The organism is Paractinoplanes rishiriensis (genome assembly GCF_016862375.1).
GTDB classification, from domain to species: domain Bacteria; phylum Actinomycetota; class Actinomycetes; order Mycobacteriales; family Micromonosporaceae; genus Actinoplanes; species Actinoplanes rishiriensis.
Genome location: NZ_BOMV01000080.1, coordinates 41,257 through 59,010, shown reverse-complemented (window position 1 = coordinate 59,010; position 17,754 = coordinate 41,257). Strand labels below are relative to the sequence as shown.

At 69.6% G+C, this 17,754-nt stretch carries 16 protein-coding genes; 13 read left to right on the top strand and 3 right to left on the bottom strand.

All coding sequences use genetic code 11. The features are described from left to right. The first annotated feature begins 8 nt into the window (after nucleotides 1–8). From Ari01nite_RS37855 to Ari01nite_RS37830, 6 genes are all read left to right on the top strand, one after another. The gene (locus Ari01nite_RS37855) at nucleotides 9–1,223 is read left to right on the top strand and encodes a deoxyguanosinetriphosphate triphosphohydrolase (RefSeq protein WP_203787572.1); all 1,215 of its coding nucleotides are present in this window, start codon (nucleotides 9–11) and stop codon (nucleotides 1,221–1,223) included. Nucleotides 1,224–1,234: 11 nt separating this feature from the next. Next, the gene (gene dnaG, locus Ari01nite_RS37850) at nucleotides 1,235–3,094 is read left to right on the top strand and encodes a DNA primase (protein ID WP_203787569.1); all 1,860 of its coding nucleotides are present in this window, start codon (nucleotides 1,235–1,237) and stop codon (nucleotides 3,092–3,094) included. Beyond that, nucleotides 3,091–3,612 carry a hypothetical protein gene (locus Ari01nite_RS37845; RefSeq protein WP_203787566.1) on the top strand — a complete coding sequence of 174 codons (522 nt, stop codon included), beginning with the start codon at nucleotides 3,091–3,093 and terminating at the stop codon, nucleotides 3,610–3,612. The genes dnaG and Ari01nite_RS37845 overlap by 4 nt, the downstream gene beginning before the upstream one ends. A gap of 31 nt (nucleotides 3,613–3,643) precedes the next feature. After that, complete coding sequence (locus tag Ari01nite_RS37840; protein WP_239163357.1) at nucleotides 3,644–4,564, top strand: ABC transporter ATP-binding protein; 921 nt, start codon at nucleotides 3,644–3,646, stop codon at nucleotides 4,562–4,564. Between the two features lie 235 nt (nucleotides 4,565–4,799). After that, a complete protein-coding gene (locus tag Ari01nite_RS37835; RefSeq protein ID WP_203787560.1) occupies nucleotides 4,800–5,558 on the top strand; it encodes an ABC transporter permease in 759 nt (252 codons plus the stop codon). Between the two features lie 16 nt (nucleotides 5,559–5,574). Further along, nucleotides 5,575–6,384: an ABC transporter permease gene (locus Ari01nite_RS37830; protein WP_438872269.1), complete on the top strand. Its 810-nt coding sequence runs from the start codon at nucleotides 5,575–5,577 to the stop codon at nucleotides 6,382–6,384. Between the two features lie 193 nt (nucleotides 6,385–6,577). Here Ari01nite_RS37830 and Ari01nite_RS37825 read toward each other — a convergent pair whose 3' ends face one another. Beyond that, complete coding sequence (locus tag Ari01nite_RS37825) at nucleotides 6,578–7,699, bottom strand: YihY/virulence factor BrkB family protein (RefSeq protein WP_203787555.1); 1,122 nt, start codon at nucleotides 7,697–7,699, stop codon at nucleotides 6,578–6,580. A 294-nt stretch (nucleotides 7,700–7,993) separates the two neighbouring features. Between Ari01nite_RS37825 and Ari01nite_RS37820 the strand changes: the two genes are divergently transcribed. The 7 genes from Ari01nite_RS37820 to Ari01nite_RS37790 all read left to right on the top strand — a co-directional run bounded on the left by Ari01nite_RS37820 (nucleotide 7,994) and on the right by Ari01nite_RS37790 (nucleotide 16,566). Continuing rightward, nucleotides 7,994–9,187, top strand: coding sequence for an ROK family transcriptional regulator (locus Ari01nite_RS37820; protein ID WP_203787552.1), 1,194 nt, complete (start codon nucleotides 7,994–7,996; stop codon nucleotides 9,185–9,187). Further along, nucleotides 9,184–10,695 (top strand): sugar ABC transporter ATP-binding protein, encoded by a 1,512-nt coding sequence (locus tag Ari01nite_RS37815; protein ID WP_203787549.1) that lies wholly within the window; start codon nucleotides 9,184–9,186, stop codon nucleotides 10,693–10,695. The genes Ari01nite_RS37820 and Ari01nite_RS37815 overlap by 4 nt, the downstream gene beginning before the upstream one ends. Further along, a complete protein-coding gene (locus Ari01nite_RS37810) occupies nucleotides 10,692–11,705 on the top strand; it encodes an ABC transporter permease (protein ID WP_203787546.1) in 1,014 nt (337 codons plus the stop codon). The genes Ari01nite_RS37815 and Ari01nite_RS37810 overlap by 4 nt, the downstream gene beginning before the upstream one ends. A 46-nt stretch (nucleotides 11,706–11,751) precedes the next feature. Beyond that, a complete protein-coding gene (locus Ari01nite_RS37805) occupies nucleotides 11,752–12,792 on the top strand; it encodes a substrate-binding domain-containing protein (RefSeq protein WP_203787543.1) in 1,041 nt (346 codons plus the stop codon). Nucleotides 12,793–12,802: 10 nt separating this feature from the next. Then, nucleotides 12,803–13,987, top strand: coding sequence for a Gfo/Idh/MocA family protein (locus tag Ari01nite_RS37800; protein ID WP_203787540.1), 1,185 nt, complete (start codon nucleotides 12,803–12,805; stop codon nucleotides 13,985–13,987). Nucleotides 13,988–14,452: 465 nt separating this feature from the next. After that, complete coding sequence (locus Ari01nite_RS37795; protein ID WP_203787537.1) at nucleotides 14,453–15,418, top strand: sugar phosphate isomerase/epimerase family protein; 966 nt, start codon at nucleotides 14,453–14,455, stop codon at nucleotides 15,416–15,418. A 140-nt stretch (nucleotides 15,419–15,558) separates the two neighbouring features. Next, nucleotides 15,559–16,566, top strand: a complete 1,008-nt coding sequence (locus Ari01nite_RS37790; protein ID WP_203787534.1) for a sugar phosphate isomerase/epimerase family protein — start codon at nucleotides 15,559–15,561, stop codon at nucleotides 16,564–16,566. A gap of 22 nt (nucleotides 16,567–16,588) precedes the next feature. Here the strand turns inward: Ari01nite_RS37790 and Ari01nite_RS37785 are convergent, their stop codons facing one another. Together Ari01nite_RS37785 and Ari01nite_RS37780 are read right to left on the bottom strand one after the other, a co-directional pair. Continuing rightward, nucleotides 16,589–16,936, bottom strand: a complete 348-nt coding sequence (locus Ari01nite_RS37785) for a hypothetical protein (RefSeq protein ID WP_239163356.1) — start codon at nucleotides 16,934–16,936, stop codon at nucleotides 16,589–16,591. 4 nt (nucleotides 16,937–16,940) lie between these two features. Further along, nucleotides 16,941–17,597, bottom strand: a complete 657-nt coding sequence (locus Ari01nite_RS37780) for a hypothetical protein (RefSeq protein WP_203787532.1) — start codon at nucleotides 17,595–17,597, stop codon at nucleotides 16,941–16,943. Nucleotides 17,598–17,754 lie beyond the last annotated feature (157 nt).

Below are 17,754 nucleotides of genomic sequence, written 5' to 3'. Positions count from 1 at the left end.
GTGAGATCATGACGGCGCTCGACGCGCAACGGTGGCAAAGCGAACCGGCGAAGGATTCCGGCTACGGACGCACCCCGTTCCAGCGGGACCGGGCCCGGGTCCTGCACTCGGCCGGCTTCCGCCGGCTTGCGGCCAAGACTCAGGTGCACACCGCAGGGTCCGACGATTTCCTGCGTACGCGTCTCACCCACTCCATCGAGGTCGCCCAGATCTCCCGCGAGATGGGCGCCCGCCTCGGCTGCGACCCCGACGTGGTGGACGTCGCCGGGCTGGCCCACGACCTCGGCCACCCGCCCTTCGGTCACAACGGCGAACACGCCCTCGACCAGGTCGCCGAGGAGTGCGGCGGCTTCGAGGGCAACGCGCAGACCCTCCGGGTGCTCACCCGGCTCGAGGCCAAGGTCCCCGGCGCCGGTCTGAACCTGACCCGCGCCTCGCTCGACGCCTGCTCCAAATACCCGTGGCCGCGCCGCAACGGCGCCCGCAAGTTCGGTGTGTACCCCGACGACCGCCCGGTCTTCGACTGGTTCCGCCCGGCCCACCTCGGCGAACGTCGCTGCCTGGAGGCCCAGGTGATGGACTGGGCCGACGACGTGGCGTACTCGGTGCACGACGTCGAGGACGGCGTGCACGGCGGCTACCTGTCGCTGCGCCCGCTGCTCGACGACCCGGCCGAACGCGCCGAACTCTGCGCCGACGTCGCCGCCACCTACTCCGACGAGCCTCCCGACGCGCTCGCGCCCGCCCTCGATCAGCTGCTGGCCGACCCCGCCGTGATCCCGGTCGCCGACTACGACGGCACCTTTGCGGCCCAGGTCACCCTCAAGCGGATGACCAGTGTCCTGACCGGCCGCTTCGTCGCCTCCGCGGTGGGTGCCACGCAGAGCAGGTACGGGACCGATCCGGTGCGCCGGTACGAGGCCGACCTCATCGTGCCGCGCACCGTGCGTAACCAGTGCGCCCTGCTCAAGGGCATAGCGTTGCGGTACGTGATGCGGTCCCCGGCCGCGGGGGAGCGGTACGAACAGCAGCGGACCATCCTGATCGAGCTGGTGGCGGCGCTGTCGCGTACCCCCTCTGCTTTGGACCCGGTTTTCAGGCCCCTCTATGAGGCTGCCGACACTGACGCGGCGGCACTCCGGGTGGTGATCGACCAGGTGGCCTCGCTCACCGATCCCGCGGCCATGGCGTGGCACCGGACCCTGGTGGCGGCCCGCACCTAGCGCGAGGCAGGATGTATGCCGTGGCGGGCAGGGTCAAGGACGAGGACATCGCGCTGGTCCGGGACCGGACGTCGATAGCCGACATCATCGGCGAGTCGGTGACGCTGCGCCCGGCGGGCGGCGGCAACCTGAAGGGTCTGTGCCCCTTCCACGACGAGAAGACGCCGTCCTTCACGGTGGCACCGGCCCGCAACGTGTTCTACTGCCACGGCTGTGGCCAGGGTGGGGACGCCATCAAATTCCTGATGGACGCGGAGCACCTGTCGTTCATCGAGTCGATTGAGCGGCTCGCCTCGCGGGCCGGCATCCAGCTCCGGTACGAGACCGACAACTCGCCCAGCGTGCCCCGTCCGCAGGCCGGGCAGCGGCAGCGCCTGCTCGCGGCGCACACCGAGGCCGCCGAGTTCTACCGCGACCAGCTCGCCACGCCGGGCGCGCGCAAGGCCCGCGAGTTCCTCGCGCAGCGCGGGTTCGGGCGCGAGGCGGCGCAGCGGTACGGGTGCGGCTTCGCCCCGGACAACTGGGACACCCTGGCCAAGCACCTGCGGCAAAAGGGGTTCACGGCCGAGGAACTGAACACCGCGGGCCTCACCAAGCCGGCCCGGTCGGGCTCGATCATCGACCGGTTCCGGGCCCGGCTGCTGTGGCCGATCAAGGACCTGACCGGCGACGTGATCGGGTTCGGCGCGCGCAAGCTGTTCGACGAGGACGACGGGCCGAAATACCTGAACACGCCGGAAACCCCGATCTACAAGAAATCCCATGTGCTGTACGGGATCGACCTGGCCAAACGGGAGATCGCGAAACGCGGCCGGGCGGTGATCGTCGAGGGCTACACCGACGTGATGGCGTGTCACGAGGCGGGCGAGCCGACCGCGGTGGCGACGTGTGGCACGGCGTTCGGCATCGATCACATCGGGGTGCTGCGGCGCCTGCTGATGGACAGCGACAGCTTCACCGGCGAGATCATCTACACGTTCGACGGGGACGCGGCGGGGCAGAAGGCGGCGCTGCGGGCGTTCGAGGAGGATCAGCGCTTCGTCGGGCGCACCTTCATCGCGGTCAGCCCGGACAACATGGACCCCTGCGAGCTGCGCCTGGCCAGGGGCGATCTGGCGGTCCGTGACATGATCGCCGGCCGGGAGCCGCTGGTCGACTTCGCGTTGCGGCACACGATTGCGCGTTTCGATCTCGACACGGTCGAGGGCCGGGTCGAGGCGATGCGCCGCGCCGCACCCCTGGTCGCCAAGATCAAAGACAGGGAGAAGCGGCCCGAGTACGCCCGGAAGCTCGCCGGTGACCTCGGGATGGACCTCGAGCCGGTGCAGCGGGCCGTCAACTCGGCGCTGCGCGGCGACAGCGGCGGCGCCCGTCCGGCCGCGCGCCAGGCGGCCGAGGCGCCGCAGCGGCTGGTCGAGCGCGAGTCGCTCAAGCTGGCCTTGCAGGAACCGGTGCTGGCCGGTCCGATGTTCGACGTGGTCGGCCCGGAAAACTACGGCTCGCCGGTCTACCAGGCGATCCGGGCCGCGATCGGCGAGGCGGGTGGCGCGTCGTCGGCGTCGGCCGGCGGCGTGGTCTGGATCGAGAAGGTCCGCGACGTGTGCGCCGACCTGGCCGGCAAGGGGCTGATCTCCGAGCTGTCGGTGGAACCGCTGCGGGTCGACGGCGTGGTCGATCCGCGGTATGTGCAGGTCACCCTGGCCCGGCTGCAGGTGGGTTCGGTGACCACCCGTATTCGTGAGTTGAAGTCGAAGGTGCAGCGGCTCAACCCGGTGGCACACAAGGATGAATACCTGGCCTTGGCCGGGGAGCTCTTCTCGCTCGAACAGCAGGCGCGCGCGTTGCGCGATCAGGCGGCAGGTGGACTGTGAACTTCCTTCGACGTAAGCCGAAGCTTCCGGCGGCGCTGCGGCCCGCGCTGGCCCCCGACGAGCGGGTGGTGGCGTGGGCGCCGGTCGACGACGACAAGGCGCTGGTGGCGACCAATCAGGGCCTGTGGCTTCCCGAGGGTAAGCGTCTCGGCTGGCATGAGATCCACAAGGCGGCCTGGTCGGGTCGCGAGCTGCGGATCACGCCGGCCGAGATCGCCGAGGAGCGCCCGGAGTACACCGTTCTCGTGGACGGGCCGATCGCGGTGTTCCTGCTGCTCGAGCCGGGGGAGCTGCCCGATCAGGTGCGCACCCGGGTGACCCGGTCGGTGGGATACACGACGCACCATCCGCTGACCGCGGGCGGGGTGCGCGTGGTGGGCCGCCGGGTGAGCGGGCGGAACGGCTTGAGCTGGGCGGTCCGCTACGACGCGGGTACGCCGGTGCAGCTGTCGACGGTGACCGAGCTGACCGACGAGCTGGTGTCGGCCGCGCGGAGTGCCACCATGCCGGTCGACTGATTCTGTCGTACCCCTTCTCTATGGTCGTCCCGTGGAACTGATTCACGCGCGCGGTCTCGTCAAGCGGTTCGGCGCTTTCACCGCGGTCGACGGCATCGACGTCGACGTGCGGCGCGGCGAGGCGTTCGGCTTCCTCGGGCCGAACGGTGCCGGCAAGAGCTCGACCATGCGCATGATCGGGTGTGTGTCGCCGCCCAGCGACGGGGTGCTGGAGATCCTCGGGCTCGACCCGCGCCGCGACGGCCCGCGCATCCGGGCCAAGCTCGGCGTCTGCCCCCAGCTCGACAACCTCGACATCGAGCTGACCGTCCGGGAAAACCTGACCACGTACGCGCGATTCTTCGGCATCCCGCGCCGGGTGGCCCGCAGCCGGGCCGACGAGTTGCTCGAGTTCGTGCAGCTCGCCGAGCGGGCCGACAGCAAGGTCGAGCCGCTGTCCGGCGGCATGAAACGGCGGCTGACCATCGCCCGCTCGCTGGTCAACGAGCCCGAGATCGTGCTGCTCGACGAGCCCACCACGGGCCTCGACCCGCAGGCCCGCCACCTGGTGTGGGAGCGGCTGTTCCGGCTCAAACAGCAGGGCGTCACGCTGGTGCTCACCACGCACTACATGGACGAGGCCGAGCAGTTGTGCGACCGGCTCGTGGTGATGGACGGCGGGCGCATCGTGGCCGAGGGCTCGCCGCGGGCGCTGATCGAGCAGCATTCCACCCGCGAGGTGGTCGAGCTGCGATTCGCCGCCGAGAGCCAGCAAGCGTACGCGGAGAAGCTCGCCGGCCTGGGCGACCGGCTCGAGGTGCTGCCCGACCGCATCCTGCTCTACGTGGCGGACGGCGACTCCGCAGTGGCCGAGGTGCACCGGCGGTCGCTCAGCCCGGCCAGCGTGCTGGTCCGGCGCAGCAGTCTCGAAGACGTGTTCCTGCATCTCACCGGCCGGACGCTGGTGGACTGATGCGCACTGGTGACGGGCCCGGACATATCTTGCCCGGACATATCTTGCCCGGACATACCTCGGCCCCGGGACGTGCCCGGGGCCGAGGCGGTGACAAGCCAGTGGTGGACCTGTCTCGGGTTACGGACACCGGGACCGAGGCAACCGACTCGGAAGGAAGCCCAGCCCGGAAGTCCGTGCTTAACGGTAGCTCAGGTGTGACGCGGCAGACAACGCGAGCGAGTGGGGTGTTCGGATGACCGCGAGCGTGTACGTCCTCGAGTACCACCTGGTCAACTACCGCCGCACGTGGCGCTCCAGCGCACTGTCCACGCTGGTCATCCCCCTGTTGACCATGCTCGGTTTCGGGGTTGGCGTCGGCACCCTGGTGCCCGGCGGCGTCGAGGGCGTGTCCTATCTGGAGTGGATCGTCCCCGGCCTGATCGCCTCTACCGCGATGCAGACCGCGATCGGCGAGGCCACCTGGCCGGTGATGAGCTACTTCGAGTGGATGAAGGTCTACTTCGCCCAGGCCGCCGCCCCGCTGCGGGTCGCCGACATCCTCGGCGGCCACCTGGGCTTCATGCTGTTCCGCGTGCTGCAGAGCGCCGCCGCGTTCCTGGTGGTGGCCGCCCTGTTCGGCGCCGCGCAGTCGTGGTGGTCCCCGGTGACGCTGGTGGTGTCGACGCTGGTCGGGCTGGCCGTGGCCGCTCCGACAATCGCATACACGGCCAGCGTCCCCAGCGACAGCTACCTGGCCGTTCTGATGCGCCTCGCGGTGCTGCCCATGTCGCTGTTCTCCGGCGTCTTCTTCCCGATCGAGTTGCTGCCGGTGGTGCTGCGCTGGGTCGCGTACGCCCTCCCGCTGTGGCACGGCGTCGACCTGAGCCGTGCCGCGATGCTGGGCCAGCTGCCCGGACTCGCCGGCCTGGGACACGTCCTCTACCTGCTGCTCTGGTGCGCCGCCGGCTTCTGGCTGGCACACCGCCGCTTCCGCCGACGGCTGGTGATCTGACATGGTGTCGCTGCTGCTGTCCCGCCTGCTGCTGCCCCGCCTGAGGCCGGCCGACGGCACCCTGCGCCGGGCGGGATCGGTCACCGAGCGCAACGTCGCGGCCCTGCGCTCGATGTACTGGTTCGTCCTGCTCTCCGGCTGCCTCGAGCCGCTGCTCTACCTGTTCTCGATCGGCGTGGGCGTAGGCGCCCTGATCAACACCGTCACCCTCCCCGGCGGCCAGGTGGTCGGCTACGCCGAGTTCGTGGCTCCCGCGATGCTCGCCGCCGCCGCGATGGCCGGCGCCCTCAACGAGACCACCTTCAACTTCTTCGGCAAGATGAAATTCATGAGGCTGTACGACGGCATCCTCGCCACGCCGGTGCGCCCCATCGAAATAGCCCTGGGCGAACTGGCCTGGGCCATGGTCCGAGGCACGGTGTACGCGGTGGCGTTCGTAGCCGTCATGGTCGCCATGGACCTGACCACGGTCTCTCGGGCCGCCCCGGCCTTGGCCGCATCAGTCCTGGTCGGATTCACCTTCGGCGCGCTCGGCATGGCCATCTCCACCCTGATCCGCAGCTGGCAGGACTTCGACCTGATCGCCTCAGCCCAGTTCGCCCTACTCCTCTTCTCCGGCACTTTCGTCCCCGCCACCGCCTACCCCACGTGGTTCCGCTGGCTGATCGAGGCAACCCCTCTCTACCGAGCGGTAGACCTGACCCGAGCCCTGACCTTGGGCTCAGCAGGCTGGCTCCAGCTACTGGACGTCCTCTACTTACTGGCCGTCCTGGCAGCCAGCCTGGCTGTAGCCGCCCACCGCATGGAAAAACTCCTATGCAAGTAGTGACCGCCGCTCGCCCCCGCCGCCCGTCGCCGTCAACCGAACCGAGTCGCGCGCGGCCGGCGGGACGGAGCCTGCGGCCGTCGGGTGTCGGGGTGGAGCGTGCGGTCGCCGGGGGAGCACAGCGAGCGGGCAGGCGGCGGGACGATGATGCTGTGCGTGTCCCGGGCGCCTGCCCGCGTCTGGTGCTCGATCTTTAGTTGGTGGAGAGGCCCTTGTCGGTGCCCTTCTTGATTTTGCGGTCGTCGCGCAATTCCAGGAACGGCTCGTCGTCTGGGTCGTGGCCGGCTGCGATCGCTCGGCCGCGTTCCAGTTCGGCGTCCAGCTCGGCACCCAGCAGGATGGCGATGTTGGAGATCCACAACCAGACCAGGAACGCGATGACGCCGCCCAGGGTGCCGTAGGTCTTGTCGTAGTTGGCGAAGTTGCCCAGGTAGATCGCGAACGCGACGGACGCCACCATCCACAGCACGACGGCGAAGATGCCGCCGGGGCTGACCCAGCGGAAACCGCCGGTCTTCGCGTTCGGTGAGGCCCAGTAGAGGATCGCGAACATCAGGCTGACCAGCATGATCAGGACGGGCCACTTGGCGATGTCCCAGACCGTGACGGCCACGCCGCCGAAGCCGAGCCGCTGGCCGACCGTCTCGGCCAGCGAGCCGGTGAAGACCACGATGAACGCCGAGATGATCAGCATGAGGCCGATCACCGCGGTGACGCCGACCCGGATCGGCAGGGTCTTCCAGACCGGGCGGCCCTCCGGCACGTCGTAGACGGCGTTGGAGGCGCGCATGAACGCGGCGATGTAGCCGGACGCCGACCAGAATGCCAGGGCGATACCGAAGATGGCGGTGAAGCTGGCCGCGCCCGAGTCGCCGACCTGGCCCAGCACCGTGCCGACCAGTTCCTGCATCTCCCGGTTGCTGACCAACTCGTTGACGGTGTCCTCGACGGTCTTCCGGCCGTCGTCGCTCAGCAGCCCGAGGATCGAGACCAGCACCAGGGCGCCGGGGAAGATCGACAGCACGCCGTAGTAGGTCAGGGCGGCCGCCCAGTCCGAGATGTTGTCCTCGGAGAACTGCTTGAACGTCCGGCGCACCGCGGCGAAGATGCCCTTGGCCTTCAGCTCCGTGGGGCTGTCCGGCCCGGCCGACGGCGGCACGGCGGAGAGATCCTGGTCCTGGTCCTCGCCGGTCCTGGTGGTCGCCGCGGCGGCGACGTCGTAGTCCTTTGCTCCCTTGTCCCGGGCGCTCGCGGCTTCGGGTGAGTCGGACGCGCCTGAGCGGGATTCCTCGTCGGGCTTGGGGCGAAGCTTCATCGCGGTTCCTTCCGGGCCGATCGACGTGCTGCTGCGGCGTTCCGCATTGCGTCCTTCATGCCGTCAACTGCGGAAACAGCACCGTTCGTGAGATGCCCCGCAGTTCGGCGTTCCTAACCTGGCCGGTCGTGCCGGTCGGCGCGTCGCGCGTACGGCTTGATCAAATGCTCTTTGCCGTGCCAACTTTTTCGTCCGGAGACAAAAGTTTGTAGAGATCTTCAAGAAGGTATGGACTCTCGCGGCGGAATGACCTTAGTGTGACGGGCACAACACCAGGGGCCCTGTGAGGTATCCGTGCACTTGTCTGACGCTCCCCACCTGCGCATCCTGCGCCTGCTGCGGGATGAAGGGCCGGTGTCCCGCGCCGAGCTGGGCGACCGGCTCGAGCTCACCCGGCCGCGTCTGCTCGCCGAGGTGGAACGTCTCGTCGCCGGTGATCTGATCGCCGAGGCGGGGATGGCGGCCTCGCGCGGCGGACGGCGGTCCACGCTCGTCGAGATCCACCCGCGGCTGCGGTTCGCGGCGGTCGACCTCGGCGCCAGCTCGATCGACATCGAGGTGGTCAACGGCCGGCTGGAGCCGCTGGCCGCCTACTGCGAGCCGGCCGACATCCGCTCCGGGCCCAAGGCGATCGTGCAGCGGGTCAACGAGTTGCTGGCCAAGGCGCGCACCGACGGCGTTTACGAGCGGCTGGACGCGGTCGGCATCGGCGTGCCGGGTCCGGTCAGCTTCCGCGACGGGGTGCCGGTGTCGCCGCCGATCATGCCGGGCTGGGACCGGTACCCGGTGCGTGAGCTGCTGGCCCGCGAGCACGGGTGCCCGGCCGTGGTGGACAACGACGTCAACATCATGGCCATCGGCGAACGGCACGGCGGGGTGGCGCACTCGGTCGACGACTTCCTGTACGTCAAGATCGGGACCGGCATCGGCTGCGGCATCCACCTGGGCGGCACCGTCTACCGGGGGGTGGACGGCTGCGCGGGGGACATCGGGCACATCCAGGTCGACGCGAACGGACCGGTCTGTTCGTGCGGCAACGCGGGGTGCCTGGAAGCGCTGTTCAGCGGCGCGGCACTGGCCCGGGACGCGCTGGCCGCGGCCCGGGCGGGCGAGTCGCCGGCGCTGGCCGAACGGCTGGCCGGCGCGGACGCGCCCGGTGCCGCGTCGCTCAGCGCGCGGGACGTGGCCGAGGGCGCAGCCGAGGGTGACGTGGCCTGCATCCGGTTGATCCGCGAGGGCGGTCGCCGGGTCGGCGGGGTACTGGCCACGCTGGTCTCCTTCGCCAATCCGTCGATGATCGTCATCGGGGGCGGGTTGGCGCAGCTCGGCCACGTACTGCTCGCCGAGATCCGCAGCGTGGTCTACCGTCGTTCGCTGCCGCTGGCCACCGGAAACCTGCCGGTGGTGCTCTCCGAGCTGGGCGGCCGGGCCGGCGTCACCGGCGCCGCCGTGCTGGCCAGCGACGTGGCCTTCGAGCAGGCATCATGACCGATCCGGTGCTCAGGCTGACGGACGTCGTCAAGACGTTCCCGGGTGTGCGCGCGCTGGACGGCGTGCAACTCGAGGTGACGGCCGGCGAGGTGCACTGCCTGCTGGGGCAGAACGGCGCCGGCAAGTCCACGCTGATCAAGGTGCTGGCCGGCGTGCACCACGCGGACGGCGGCGAGATCACCTGGCAGGGCGAACCGTTCGCCCCGGCCACGCCGCAGGCCGCGATGCGGGCCGGCATCGCCACCATCTATCAGGAGCTCGACCTGGTCGACGACCTGTCGATCGCGGAAAATGCGTTCCTCGGCCACGAGGAGAGCCGGTTCGGCTTTCTGCGCCGGACCAGCACCGCGAGCCGTACCCGGGAGATCCTGGCCCGGCTCGGGCACCCCGAGATCCCGGCCCGGCAGTTGGTGCGCACCCTGCCGGCGGCCGGCAAGCAGATCGTCAGCATGGCCCGTGCCCTCTCGCACGACGCCAAGCTGATCGTCATGGACGAGCCCAGCGCGGTGCTCGCTCATGACGAGGTGGAAAACCTGTTCCGGATCATCCGGGAGCTGACGGCGCAGGGCATCGCGGTCATCTACATCTCGCACCGGCTCGCCGAGATCCGCGAGATCGGCGACCGGGTGACGGTCCTCAAGGACGGCCGCACCACGGCGGCCAACCTGCCGGCCCGCACCACGCCGACCCGGGAACTGGTCGGCAAGATGACCGGCCGCAGCATCGAGTACGTCTTCCCGCCGCGCACCGCCAAGGACCTCGCCGACCCGATCCTGGTCGTCGAGGGCCTGACCAGAGCCGGCGAGTTCGCCGACGCGAGCCTCACCGTCGCGCCCGGCGAGATTGTGGGAATCGCCGGCCTGGTCGGGTCCGGCCGTTCCGAACTGCTCGAGACGATCTTCGGAGCGCGGCCCGCCGACGCCGGCACGGTCACCCTGGACGGGCACCGGATCACCGGCGTGGGTGCCGCCGTCTCGCGCGGGATGGGGATGGCCCCCGAGGAGCGTAAGAGCCAGGCGCTGCTGCTCGACGAGCCGGTCTACAAGAACATGACGCTCGCGTCGTTCGCCGGCTTCGCCCGCGGCGGCTTCACGGCGGCTAAGGACGAGCGGGCCGCGGCGCTGCGCACGGCCGACTCGCTGGAACTGCGGCCGCGGGACGTGGACCGGCCGGCCCGCACGCTCTCCGGCGGCAACCAGCAAAAGGTGGTGGTCGGGCGCTGGCTGCTCGGCAAGACCCGGCTGCTGCTGCTCGACGAGCCGACCCGGGGTGTGGACGTGGGTGCCCGGGCCGAGCTCTATCAGGTGATCCACGGGCTGGCCGCGGACGGGGTGGGCGTGCTGCTGGTCTCCAGCGAGGTGCCCGAGGTGCTCGGCCTGGCCGACCGGGTGCTGGTGATGCGCGAGGGCCACCTCATTCACGAGGCGCCGGCCGACGAGCTTGACGAAGACACCGTTCTCGACCTCGTGATGGCGGGGTCGTTGTTGGAAGGGGAGCCAGCATGATCACCGAAGCGGCGCCTCCCGAGGTGCGCTCGGAGCGCAGGCGCGGCATCGACGAGAGCGTGCTGCGCAACCTTGGCCTGGTCGGCGTCCTGATCATCCTGGTGATCATCGGTGCGGCCACCCGGCCCGACCTCTACAGCGACCCGACCTGGGTCAAGAACAACATCTTCACGATCCTCCAGCAGGCGTCGGCGATCGGCGTGGTCACGGTCGGCATGACGTTCGTGATCATCGGCGGCGGCATCGACCTGTCGGTGGGCGCGATCATCGCGCTGGCTGGGGTCTGGGCCACCACGCTGGCCACGCAGAGTTACGGGGCCGGCGGCATGATCTTCACGGCCCTCGTGGTGGGTCTCGTGGTCGGCCTGATCAACGGCACACTGATCTCGTACGGCCGGCTGGTCCCGTTCATCGCCACGCTCGCCATGCTGGTGTCGGCCCGCGGCCTGGCCGCGCAGATCTCCGGCAAGCAGACCCAGGTCTCGGCGAACGACACCATCAACAACATCGCGACCACCCGGCTGCTGGGCATCCCGCTGCTGGTGTGGATGCTGGCCCTGGTGGTGGCGGCCGGCTGGGTGCTGCTCAACCGCACCACCTTCGGCCGGCGCACGGTGGCGGTCGGCGGCAACCCGGAGGCGGCCCGGCTGGCCGGCATCAACGTCAAGCTGCACACCGTACTTCTCTATGCCCTGTCCGGTCTCTGCTGCGGCATCGCCGCGATCATGCTGACCTCGCAGGCCACCAGCGCACAGGCCGCCATGGCGAACCTGTACGAACTCGACGCGATCGCTGCGGCGATCATCGGCGGCACGCTGCTCAGCGGCGGTCGCGGCACCATCATCGGAGCCCTTTTCGGGGTGCTGGTGTTCTCCACCATCACCAACCTTTTCGCGATCAACAACCTCTCGACCGAGGTCCAGAACATGGTCAAGGGCGGCATCATCGTCGCCGCGGTTCTGATCCAGCAGTTCCGATTCCGTTCGCTCACCCATCTCCTGAAGCGCTGACTCCGGAGTACGGATCGGCTCTCCGGGTGTCCCCTTGGGAGGAATCATGTCCGCTTTGTCCCGTAGGCGAATTCTGTTCGGTGGGGCGGCCGTCGGTGCCGGCGCCCTGCTCACCGCATGCACCAGCAACACCCCCGAGAATGACGCGCAGGTGAAGACCGGCGACGACACCAACGCCAACGCACAGCCCGGCACCAAGGTCGTCATCGGCTTCTCCGCGCCGGCCGCCGACCACGGCTGGATCGCGGCCATCACCGCCAACGCCAAGGCGCAGGCCCAGGCGTACTCCGACGTGGAGCTGCGTTCCGTCGAGGCGGGCGCGGACGCGGCCGCCCAGCGGGCCGCGCTGGCCACCCTGATATCGCAGAAGCCCAACGTGATCGTGATGCTCCCGCACGACGGTAAGGAGCTGAACGCGACCGGTCTGGAGGCAATGCGGGCCGGCATCCCGGTGGTCAACCTGGACCGGGCGTTCCCCTCCGCGGCCGCGTACCGGTTGCAGATCAAGGGCGACAACTACGGCATGGGGCTGGCCGCCGGCATGTACATCGGCGAGCAGCTCAAGGCCAAGGGCGCCAGCAACCCGATCATCGGGGAGATCCCCGGCATCGACTCGCTGGAGCTCACCCAGGAGCGCACGCAGGGCTTCAACGCCGCGCTGGCGGTGTACGGGTTCAAGGTCGCCAACCGGCGCCCGGCCGAGTTCACGGCCGACACCGGCCAGGCCGCCGCCACCTCGCTGCTGCAGGCCCTGCCCAAGATGGACGCCCTCTGGAACCACGACGACGACCAGGGCATCGGCGTGCTGGCCGCGATCAAGCAGGCCAACCGTAGCGAGTTCTTCATGGTCGGCGGCGCCGGGTCCAAGGCGGCCATCGACGCGATCGCCAAGGACGACAGCGTGCTCAAGGCGACGGTCACCTACAGCCCGTCGATGGCCTCCTCGGCGATCTCGCTGGCCCGGCTGATCGGCCAGGGCAAGGGGATGAGCGACCTGGTCGAGCTCCAGGTGCCCAAGGAGATCATGCTGGCCTCCGAGACGATCACCAAGGAAAACGCGGCGAAGTACGCCAAGCTGGGGTTCTAGGGAGTTAGTCATGTCGGAACAGCTGCGGGTCGGCATGGTCGGCTACGCGTTCATGGGGGCCGCGCACTCGGTGGCGTGGCGCACCGTCAACCACGCATTCGACCTGCCGCTGCCGGCACGGATGACGGTGGTGTGCGGGCGGTCGACGCCAGCGGTGTCGGCCGCCGCCGCCAAGCTCGGCTGGGAGTCCTATTCCACCGACTGGCGCGAGGTGATCGCGCGGGACGACGTCGACCTGATCGACATCTGCACGCCCGGTGACACCCACGCCGAGATCGCGCTGGCGGCACTGGCCGCCGGCAAGCACGTGATGTGCGAGAAACCGTTGGCCAACACGGTGGCCGAGGCGCGCGAGATGGCGGTCGCCGCGGCCGCCGCGCAGGCTCGGGGAATCCGCTCGATGTGCGGCTTCAACTACCGGCGGGTGCCGGCCGTGGCGCTGATGCGGCAGATGGTGGCGGCCGGTCAGATCGGCACCATCCGGCACGTGCGCGCCGCGTACCTGCAGGACTGGATCGTCGATCCGGAGTTCCCGCTGGTCTGGCGGCTGCGCAAGGAGGTGGCCGGCTCCGGTGCGCTGGGCGACATCGGCGCGCACATCATCGACCTGACCCAGTACGTGACCGGGCAGTCGATCCGGTCGGTCTCGGCGCTGACCGAGACGTTCGTGAAGTCGCGGCCGTTGCCGGCGGCCTCGTCCGGGCTGTCCGCGTCCGGGGACGCGTCGGCGCGCGGTGAGGTCACGGTGGACGATGCCGCGCTGTTCCTGGCTCGCCTGGACGGGGGAGCGGTGGCCACGTACGAGGCCACCAGGTTTGCCACCGGGCGCAAGAACGGACTGCGGGTCGAGCTCAACGGATCGCTCGGATCGCTGGTCTTCGAGTTCGAGCGGATGAACGAACTCCAGTTCTACGACGCCACCCGGCCGGCCGCCGAACAGGGTTTCACCCGCATCCTGGTGACCGAGCCGGACCACCCCTACATGGACGCGTGGTGGCCGCCCGGGCACCTGATCGGGTACGAGCACTCGTTCACCCACGAGATGCGCGACCTGATCGAGGCGATCGCCACCGGCGCCGATCCGGCACCGTCCTTCTCGGACGCACTCCAGGTGCAGCTGGTGCTGGACGCGGTATCCAAGTCGGCCGAATCGTCGTTGTGGACGGAGGTGGAGCCGGTCTTCGAACCGGTTTAGCCCTCGGGGTTTCCGTCGCGAGCCGGTGAGGGACGGCGCGGTTGCGCCCCGCGTCGACCGGCTTGCGGCGGCTCTCCCAGGTGCACGGTTGATCGTTGCGTGCATGTCCGAAGGTGCACATCGTGCACATTGAGGGACCCCTCGTCGAGGGTGCCAGCCCGCCTCCACACCCTTTCACCGGCAGGTCACCACGCCCAAGCGTATCGGCGCCTGTCGATCATCGGCGGGCGCCTCGATCATGTACGCCCACTTCACCGCGTCGCACGGTAGGTACGCCGCTGATCCTGTGAGCGCATGACGCTCGTATCCGAGGGCAGATAAACCCGCGGATGGAGGCGTCATGGCAACCGGACAGACTGCCGCCTACGCGTCGAGCAAAGGTGGCTGCATGGTCCATACTGGACGCAGAAGCACGTACCGATGCACGTGCAGATGCACCGGTGCCCTGGTCTGGGGAGGATTCTGATGCGGCTGAGACATCCTTCCGGCCGGATCGTGCACCTCAGCTGTGAGATCGCCGCACAGCCGGTGGGCAATCTACCGGCCGTGGTCGCGCAACTTGACACGTACGGCGCGGCCCGCGCCCGCCTCGGCGCCGACCGGCTCGGTGTCAACCTCTGGCTTCCCCCCGCACTCGCCGCCGCCCTCGCCGTCGAGAGCCGCGCCCGTACCCGGCTTCGTGCCGAACTCGACGCCCGCCGGCTCGAGGTCGTCACGTTGAGCGGCGCGCCCTTCGCCGGGGGCGGCGGCGAGGAATCCGACCCCGACTGGACCGATCCCGACTGGACCGATCCCGACTGGACCGATCCCGACTGGACCGATCCGGCCCGGCGCGAGTACACGCTCGATCTGGCCCGCATCCTGCTCGACCTGCTCGACGAGGAGGCGGTCCGCGGCGCGGTCAACACCATCGGGCTGGGGCAGCGCGAGGGCTGGGCCGAGGCCTCCGACAAGGCCGGCATCGGCATCCTGCGCCGGTTGTCCGCCGGGCTGGCCGACCTGGCCTGGCAGAACGGCCGGGCGGTGCGGGTCGGCTTCCAGCCCGCGCCCGGCTTCGTGCTGGACACCGCCGAGCAGACCGTGGCGGCCATGACCCGGATCGACAAGGAGCGCCTCGGCGTCTGCCTCGACCTGGGCCACGTGGCGCGCACCTGGTCCGACCCGGCGGCCGGCATTGAGTCGATCACCGATGCCGGACTGGGCATCATCGAGGTCCGCGTCGCGGCCGTACCCGGTGCCACCACCGAGGCGTGGCGGGCCGGACTGCGGCAGGTGTTCGGCGCCGGCGGGCCGCTCACCGAATACCTCACGCTGCTGTCCCGCGGCCCGGACCCGACGCCCGAGCAGGTGACCGGCGACGTCGCGTACCTCCTCGCCGAATTGGCCGCCCTCGGCCTCGCGCCGGAGAACGAGCCCTGTCCCGCGCGGTGATCCGCGACTAGAGTCGGAGGCGACCCGTGCCGGGCGGCGCAAGCCCGGCCGCAGTCACGGATTCCGCTCGTCGTTTTCACATCCAGGCCGGTCATCCCTCGCCAGCCGCCCTTTTTGCCTGCGTTGAGGGAGTTACTGAGATGGCTCGACCCATCACCCTGTTCACCGGCCAGTGGGCCGACCTGCCCTTCGACGAGATGTGCCGGCTGGCGTCCGAGTGGGGTTACGACGGCCTGGAGATCGCCTGCTGGGGTGACCACTTCGAGGTCGACCGGGCGCTGTCCGAACCCGGGTACATCGATCGCAAACGCGAGACCCTGGAAAAGCACAACCTCAAGGTGTACGCGATCTCCAACCACCTGGTCGGCCAGGCGGTCTGCGACCACCCGATCGACGAGCGGCACCAGGACATCCTGCCCGCCGCGATCTGGGGTGACGGCGATCCGGAGGGGGTACGCCAGCGGGCCGCCGAACGCATGAAGGACACCGCCCGAGCCGCCGCCCGCCTGGGGGTGAAGACGGTCGTCGGCTTCACCGGCTCGTCGATCTGGCACACGGTGGCGATGTTCCCGCCCGCCTCCCAGGCCATGATCGACCGCGGCTACCAGGACTTCGCCGACCGCTGGAACCCGATCCTCGACGTCTACGACGCCGAAGGCATCCGCTTCGCCCACGAGGTCCACCCGTCGGAGATCGCGTACGACTACTGGACCACCCGCCGCACCCTGGAGGCGATCGGCGACCGCCCGGCCTTCGGCCTGAACTGGGACCCGTCCCACTTCGTCTGGCAGGACCTGGACCCGGTCAACTTCATCCTGGAGTTCCGCGACCGCATCTACCACGTCGACTGCAAGGACGCGAAGGTCCGCACCGGCGACGGCCGCCGCGGCCGGCTGAGCTCCCACCTGCCGTGGGCCGACCTGCGCCGGGGCTGGGACTTCGTCTCCACCGGCCACGGCGACGTGCCGTGGGAGGACTGCTTCCGGGCGCTGAACGCGATCGGCTACGACGGCCCCATCTCCATCGAGTGGGAGGACGCCGGCATGGACCGCCTGGTGGGCGCGCCCGAGGCCCTCCAGTTCGTGCGGCGGATGGCGTTCGACGCCCCGTCGGCAGCCTTCGACGCAGCCTTCTCCTCGTCGTCCTGACCGGTCCGACGCGCCGGCGCCGCTACTCGCCGATCACCTCGCGAAGGAGATCAGCGAGCGCCCCCAGATAAGCGGCGGCGCCGGCATCCGTCGAGTCGTCGAGCCCGCGGTTACCGTCGCCCTCGACGAGCCGTAGCAACGTGCCCGGAGAGTGCGTCTCGGCCAGAACCGACTCGAACGCGGCCAGATCCAGCCGGAGAAAATGCGTGCTGGTCTGCGCGCTGCGCCGAACCTCGTCCCGAATCTCGTCCAGACCGTCCGAATCCGCGACGTAACCGCGCAGAAAGTGACGCACTTTTTCGAGAGCCGGTCGCGCCTCCAACTCCGCGATACGCGCACGGAGCGGTTCGGGCAGGCGCGGGTCGTCCATGCCCCTACAGTAGCCCCGGGAAGGCGCTCACGATGAAGGGCTCCGGCGGGTCCGAGTCCGGCACGAGCCGGACACGAACCACGACCTGGCTGGTCTCGCCGTATTCCGCCTGGCGCGGCCCGGCGCCCCACATGCCTTTGTTGTAGTAGCCCTCACCGACGCGATGGCCGGCGTCGAAGGTGCCCTCGTGGAACCCGCTGAGCGCCAGATCGCCACGGATGGTCTCCCAGTTCTGCCGGACGTATTCGTTGATCTCACGATTCATCGTCGATGGATCAGTCCACCGATACGAACGATTCACCGCATCTTTCCACCCTTTATCGGCATAAACACGGCCCTCGATGGTCTTCGAGGTCGGATCGCGAGGCAGCGGCAGGTCGGGGCTGTGCCTATCGATGGTGTGTGCGCCATACGCTTTGTAGGCGTCGTCGTTCCGCGCGATGTTGAACCTCGGCGGCTCGTCGCCCAGCCGTTCGTACCGATCCATGATTGCCGCCAGGGCGGCGCCGCCGGTCTGCGACGAAGGGGCTGGCGGGGCGGAGGCTGTGCCGCTTGCCCGGCCGGCGTGCGCGACCTGGGCGGTTGTCTGCTGGGCCTGGGCCACAGTGGTGGGCCGCGGCGGGTTTCCGCCGCCGTGGGGTCGCCGGGGGCGTCCGGTCACCGCACCGACGCTAACAAGCGGCGTCTACGGGAAGCCGCGAAATGTCGGGCTTGACAGGCTTTGAAGGCAGAGAACGACTACCGAATGTCGACGGATGTGAAACCTTCCATTAGGCTCCCGGGGCAGTCGCGCACCAAGGTCTACACGGGAGGGACGT

Bases quoted from the DNA above. Each gene is read 5' to 3' on its own strand.
- Ari01nite_RS37855 (WP_203787572.1), top strand. From the start codon at position 9: ATGACGGCGCTCGACGCGCAACGGTGGCAAAGCGAACCGGCGAAGGAT.
- dnaG (WP_203787569.1), top strand. From the start codon at position 1,235: ATGTATGCCGTGGCGGGCAGGGTCAAGGACGAGGACATCGCGCTGGTC.
- Ari01nite_RS37835 (WP_203787560.1), top strand. From the start codon at position 4,800: ATGACCGCGAGCGTGTACGTCCTCGAGTACCACCTGGTCAACTACCGC.
- Ari01nite_RS37825 (WP_203787555.1), bottom strand. From the start codon at position 7,699: ATGAAGCTTCGCCCCAAGCCCGACGAGGAATCCCGCTCAGGCGCGTCC.
- Ari01nite_RS37815 (WP_203787549.1), top strand. From the start codon at position 9,184: ATGACCGATCCGGTGCTCAGGCTGACGGACGTCGTCAAGACGTTCCCG.
- Ari01nite_RS37810 (WP_203787546.1), top strand. From the start codon at position 10,692: ATGATCACCGAAGCGGCGCCTCCCGAGGTGCGCTCGGAGCGCAGGCGC.
- Ari01nite_RS37805 (WP_203787543.1), top strand. From the start codon at position 11,752: ATGTCCGCTTTGTCCCGTAGGCGAATTCTGTTCGGTGGGGCGGCCGTC.
- Ari01nite_RS37800 (WP_203787540.1), top strand. From the start codon at position 12,803: ATGTCGGAACAGCTGCGGGTCGGCATGGTCGGCTACGCGTTCATGGGG.
- Ari01nite_RS37795 (WP_203787537.1), top strand. From the start codon at position 14,453: ATGCGGCTGAGACATCCTTCCGGCCGGATCGTGCACCTCAGCTGTGAG.
- Ari01nite_RS37790 (WP_203787534.1), top strand. From the start codon at position 15,559: ATGGCTCGACCCATCACCCTGTTCACCGGCCAGTGGGCCGACCTGCCC.
- Ari01nite_RS37785 (WP_239163356.1), bottom strand. From the start codon at position 16,936: ATGGACGACCCGCGCCTGCCCGAACCGCTCCGTGCGCGTATCGCGGAG.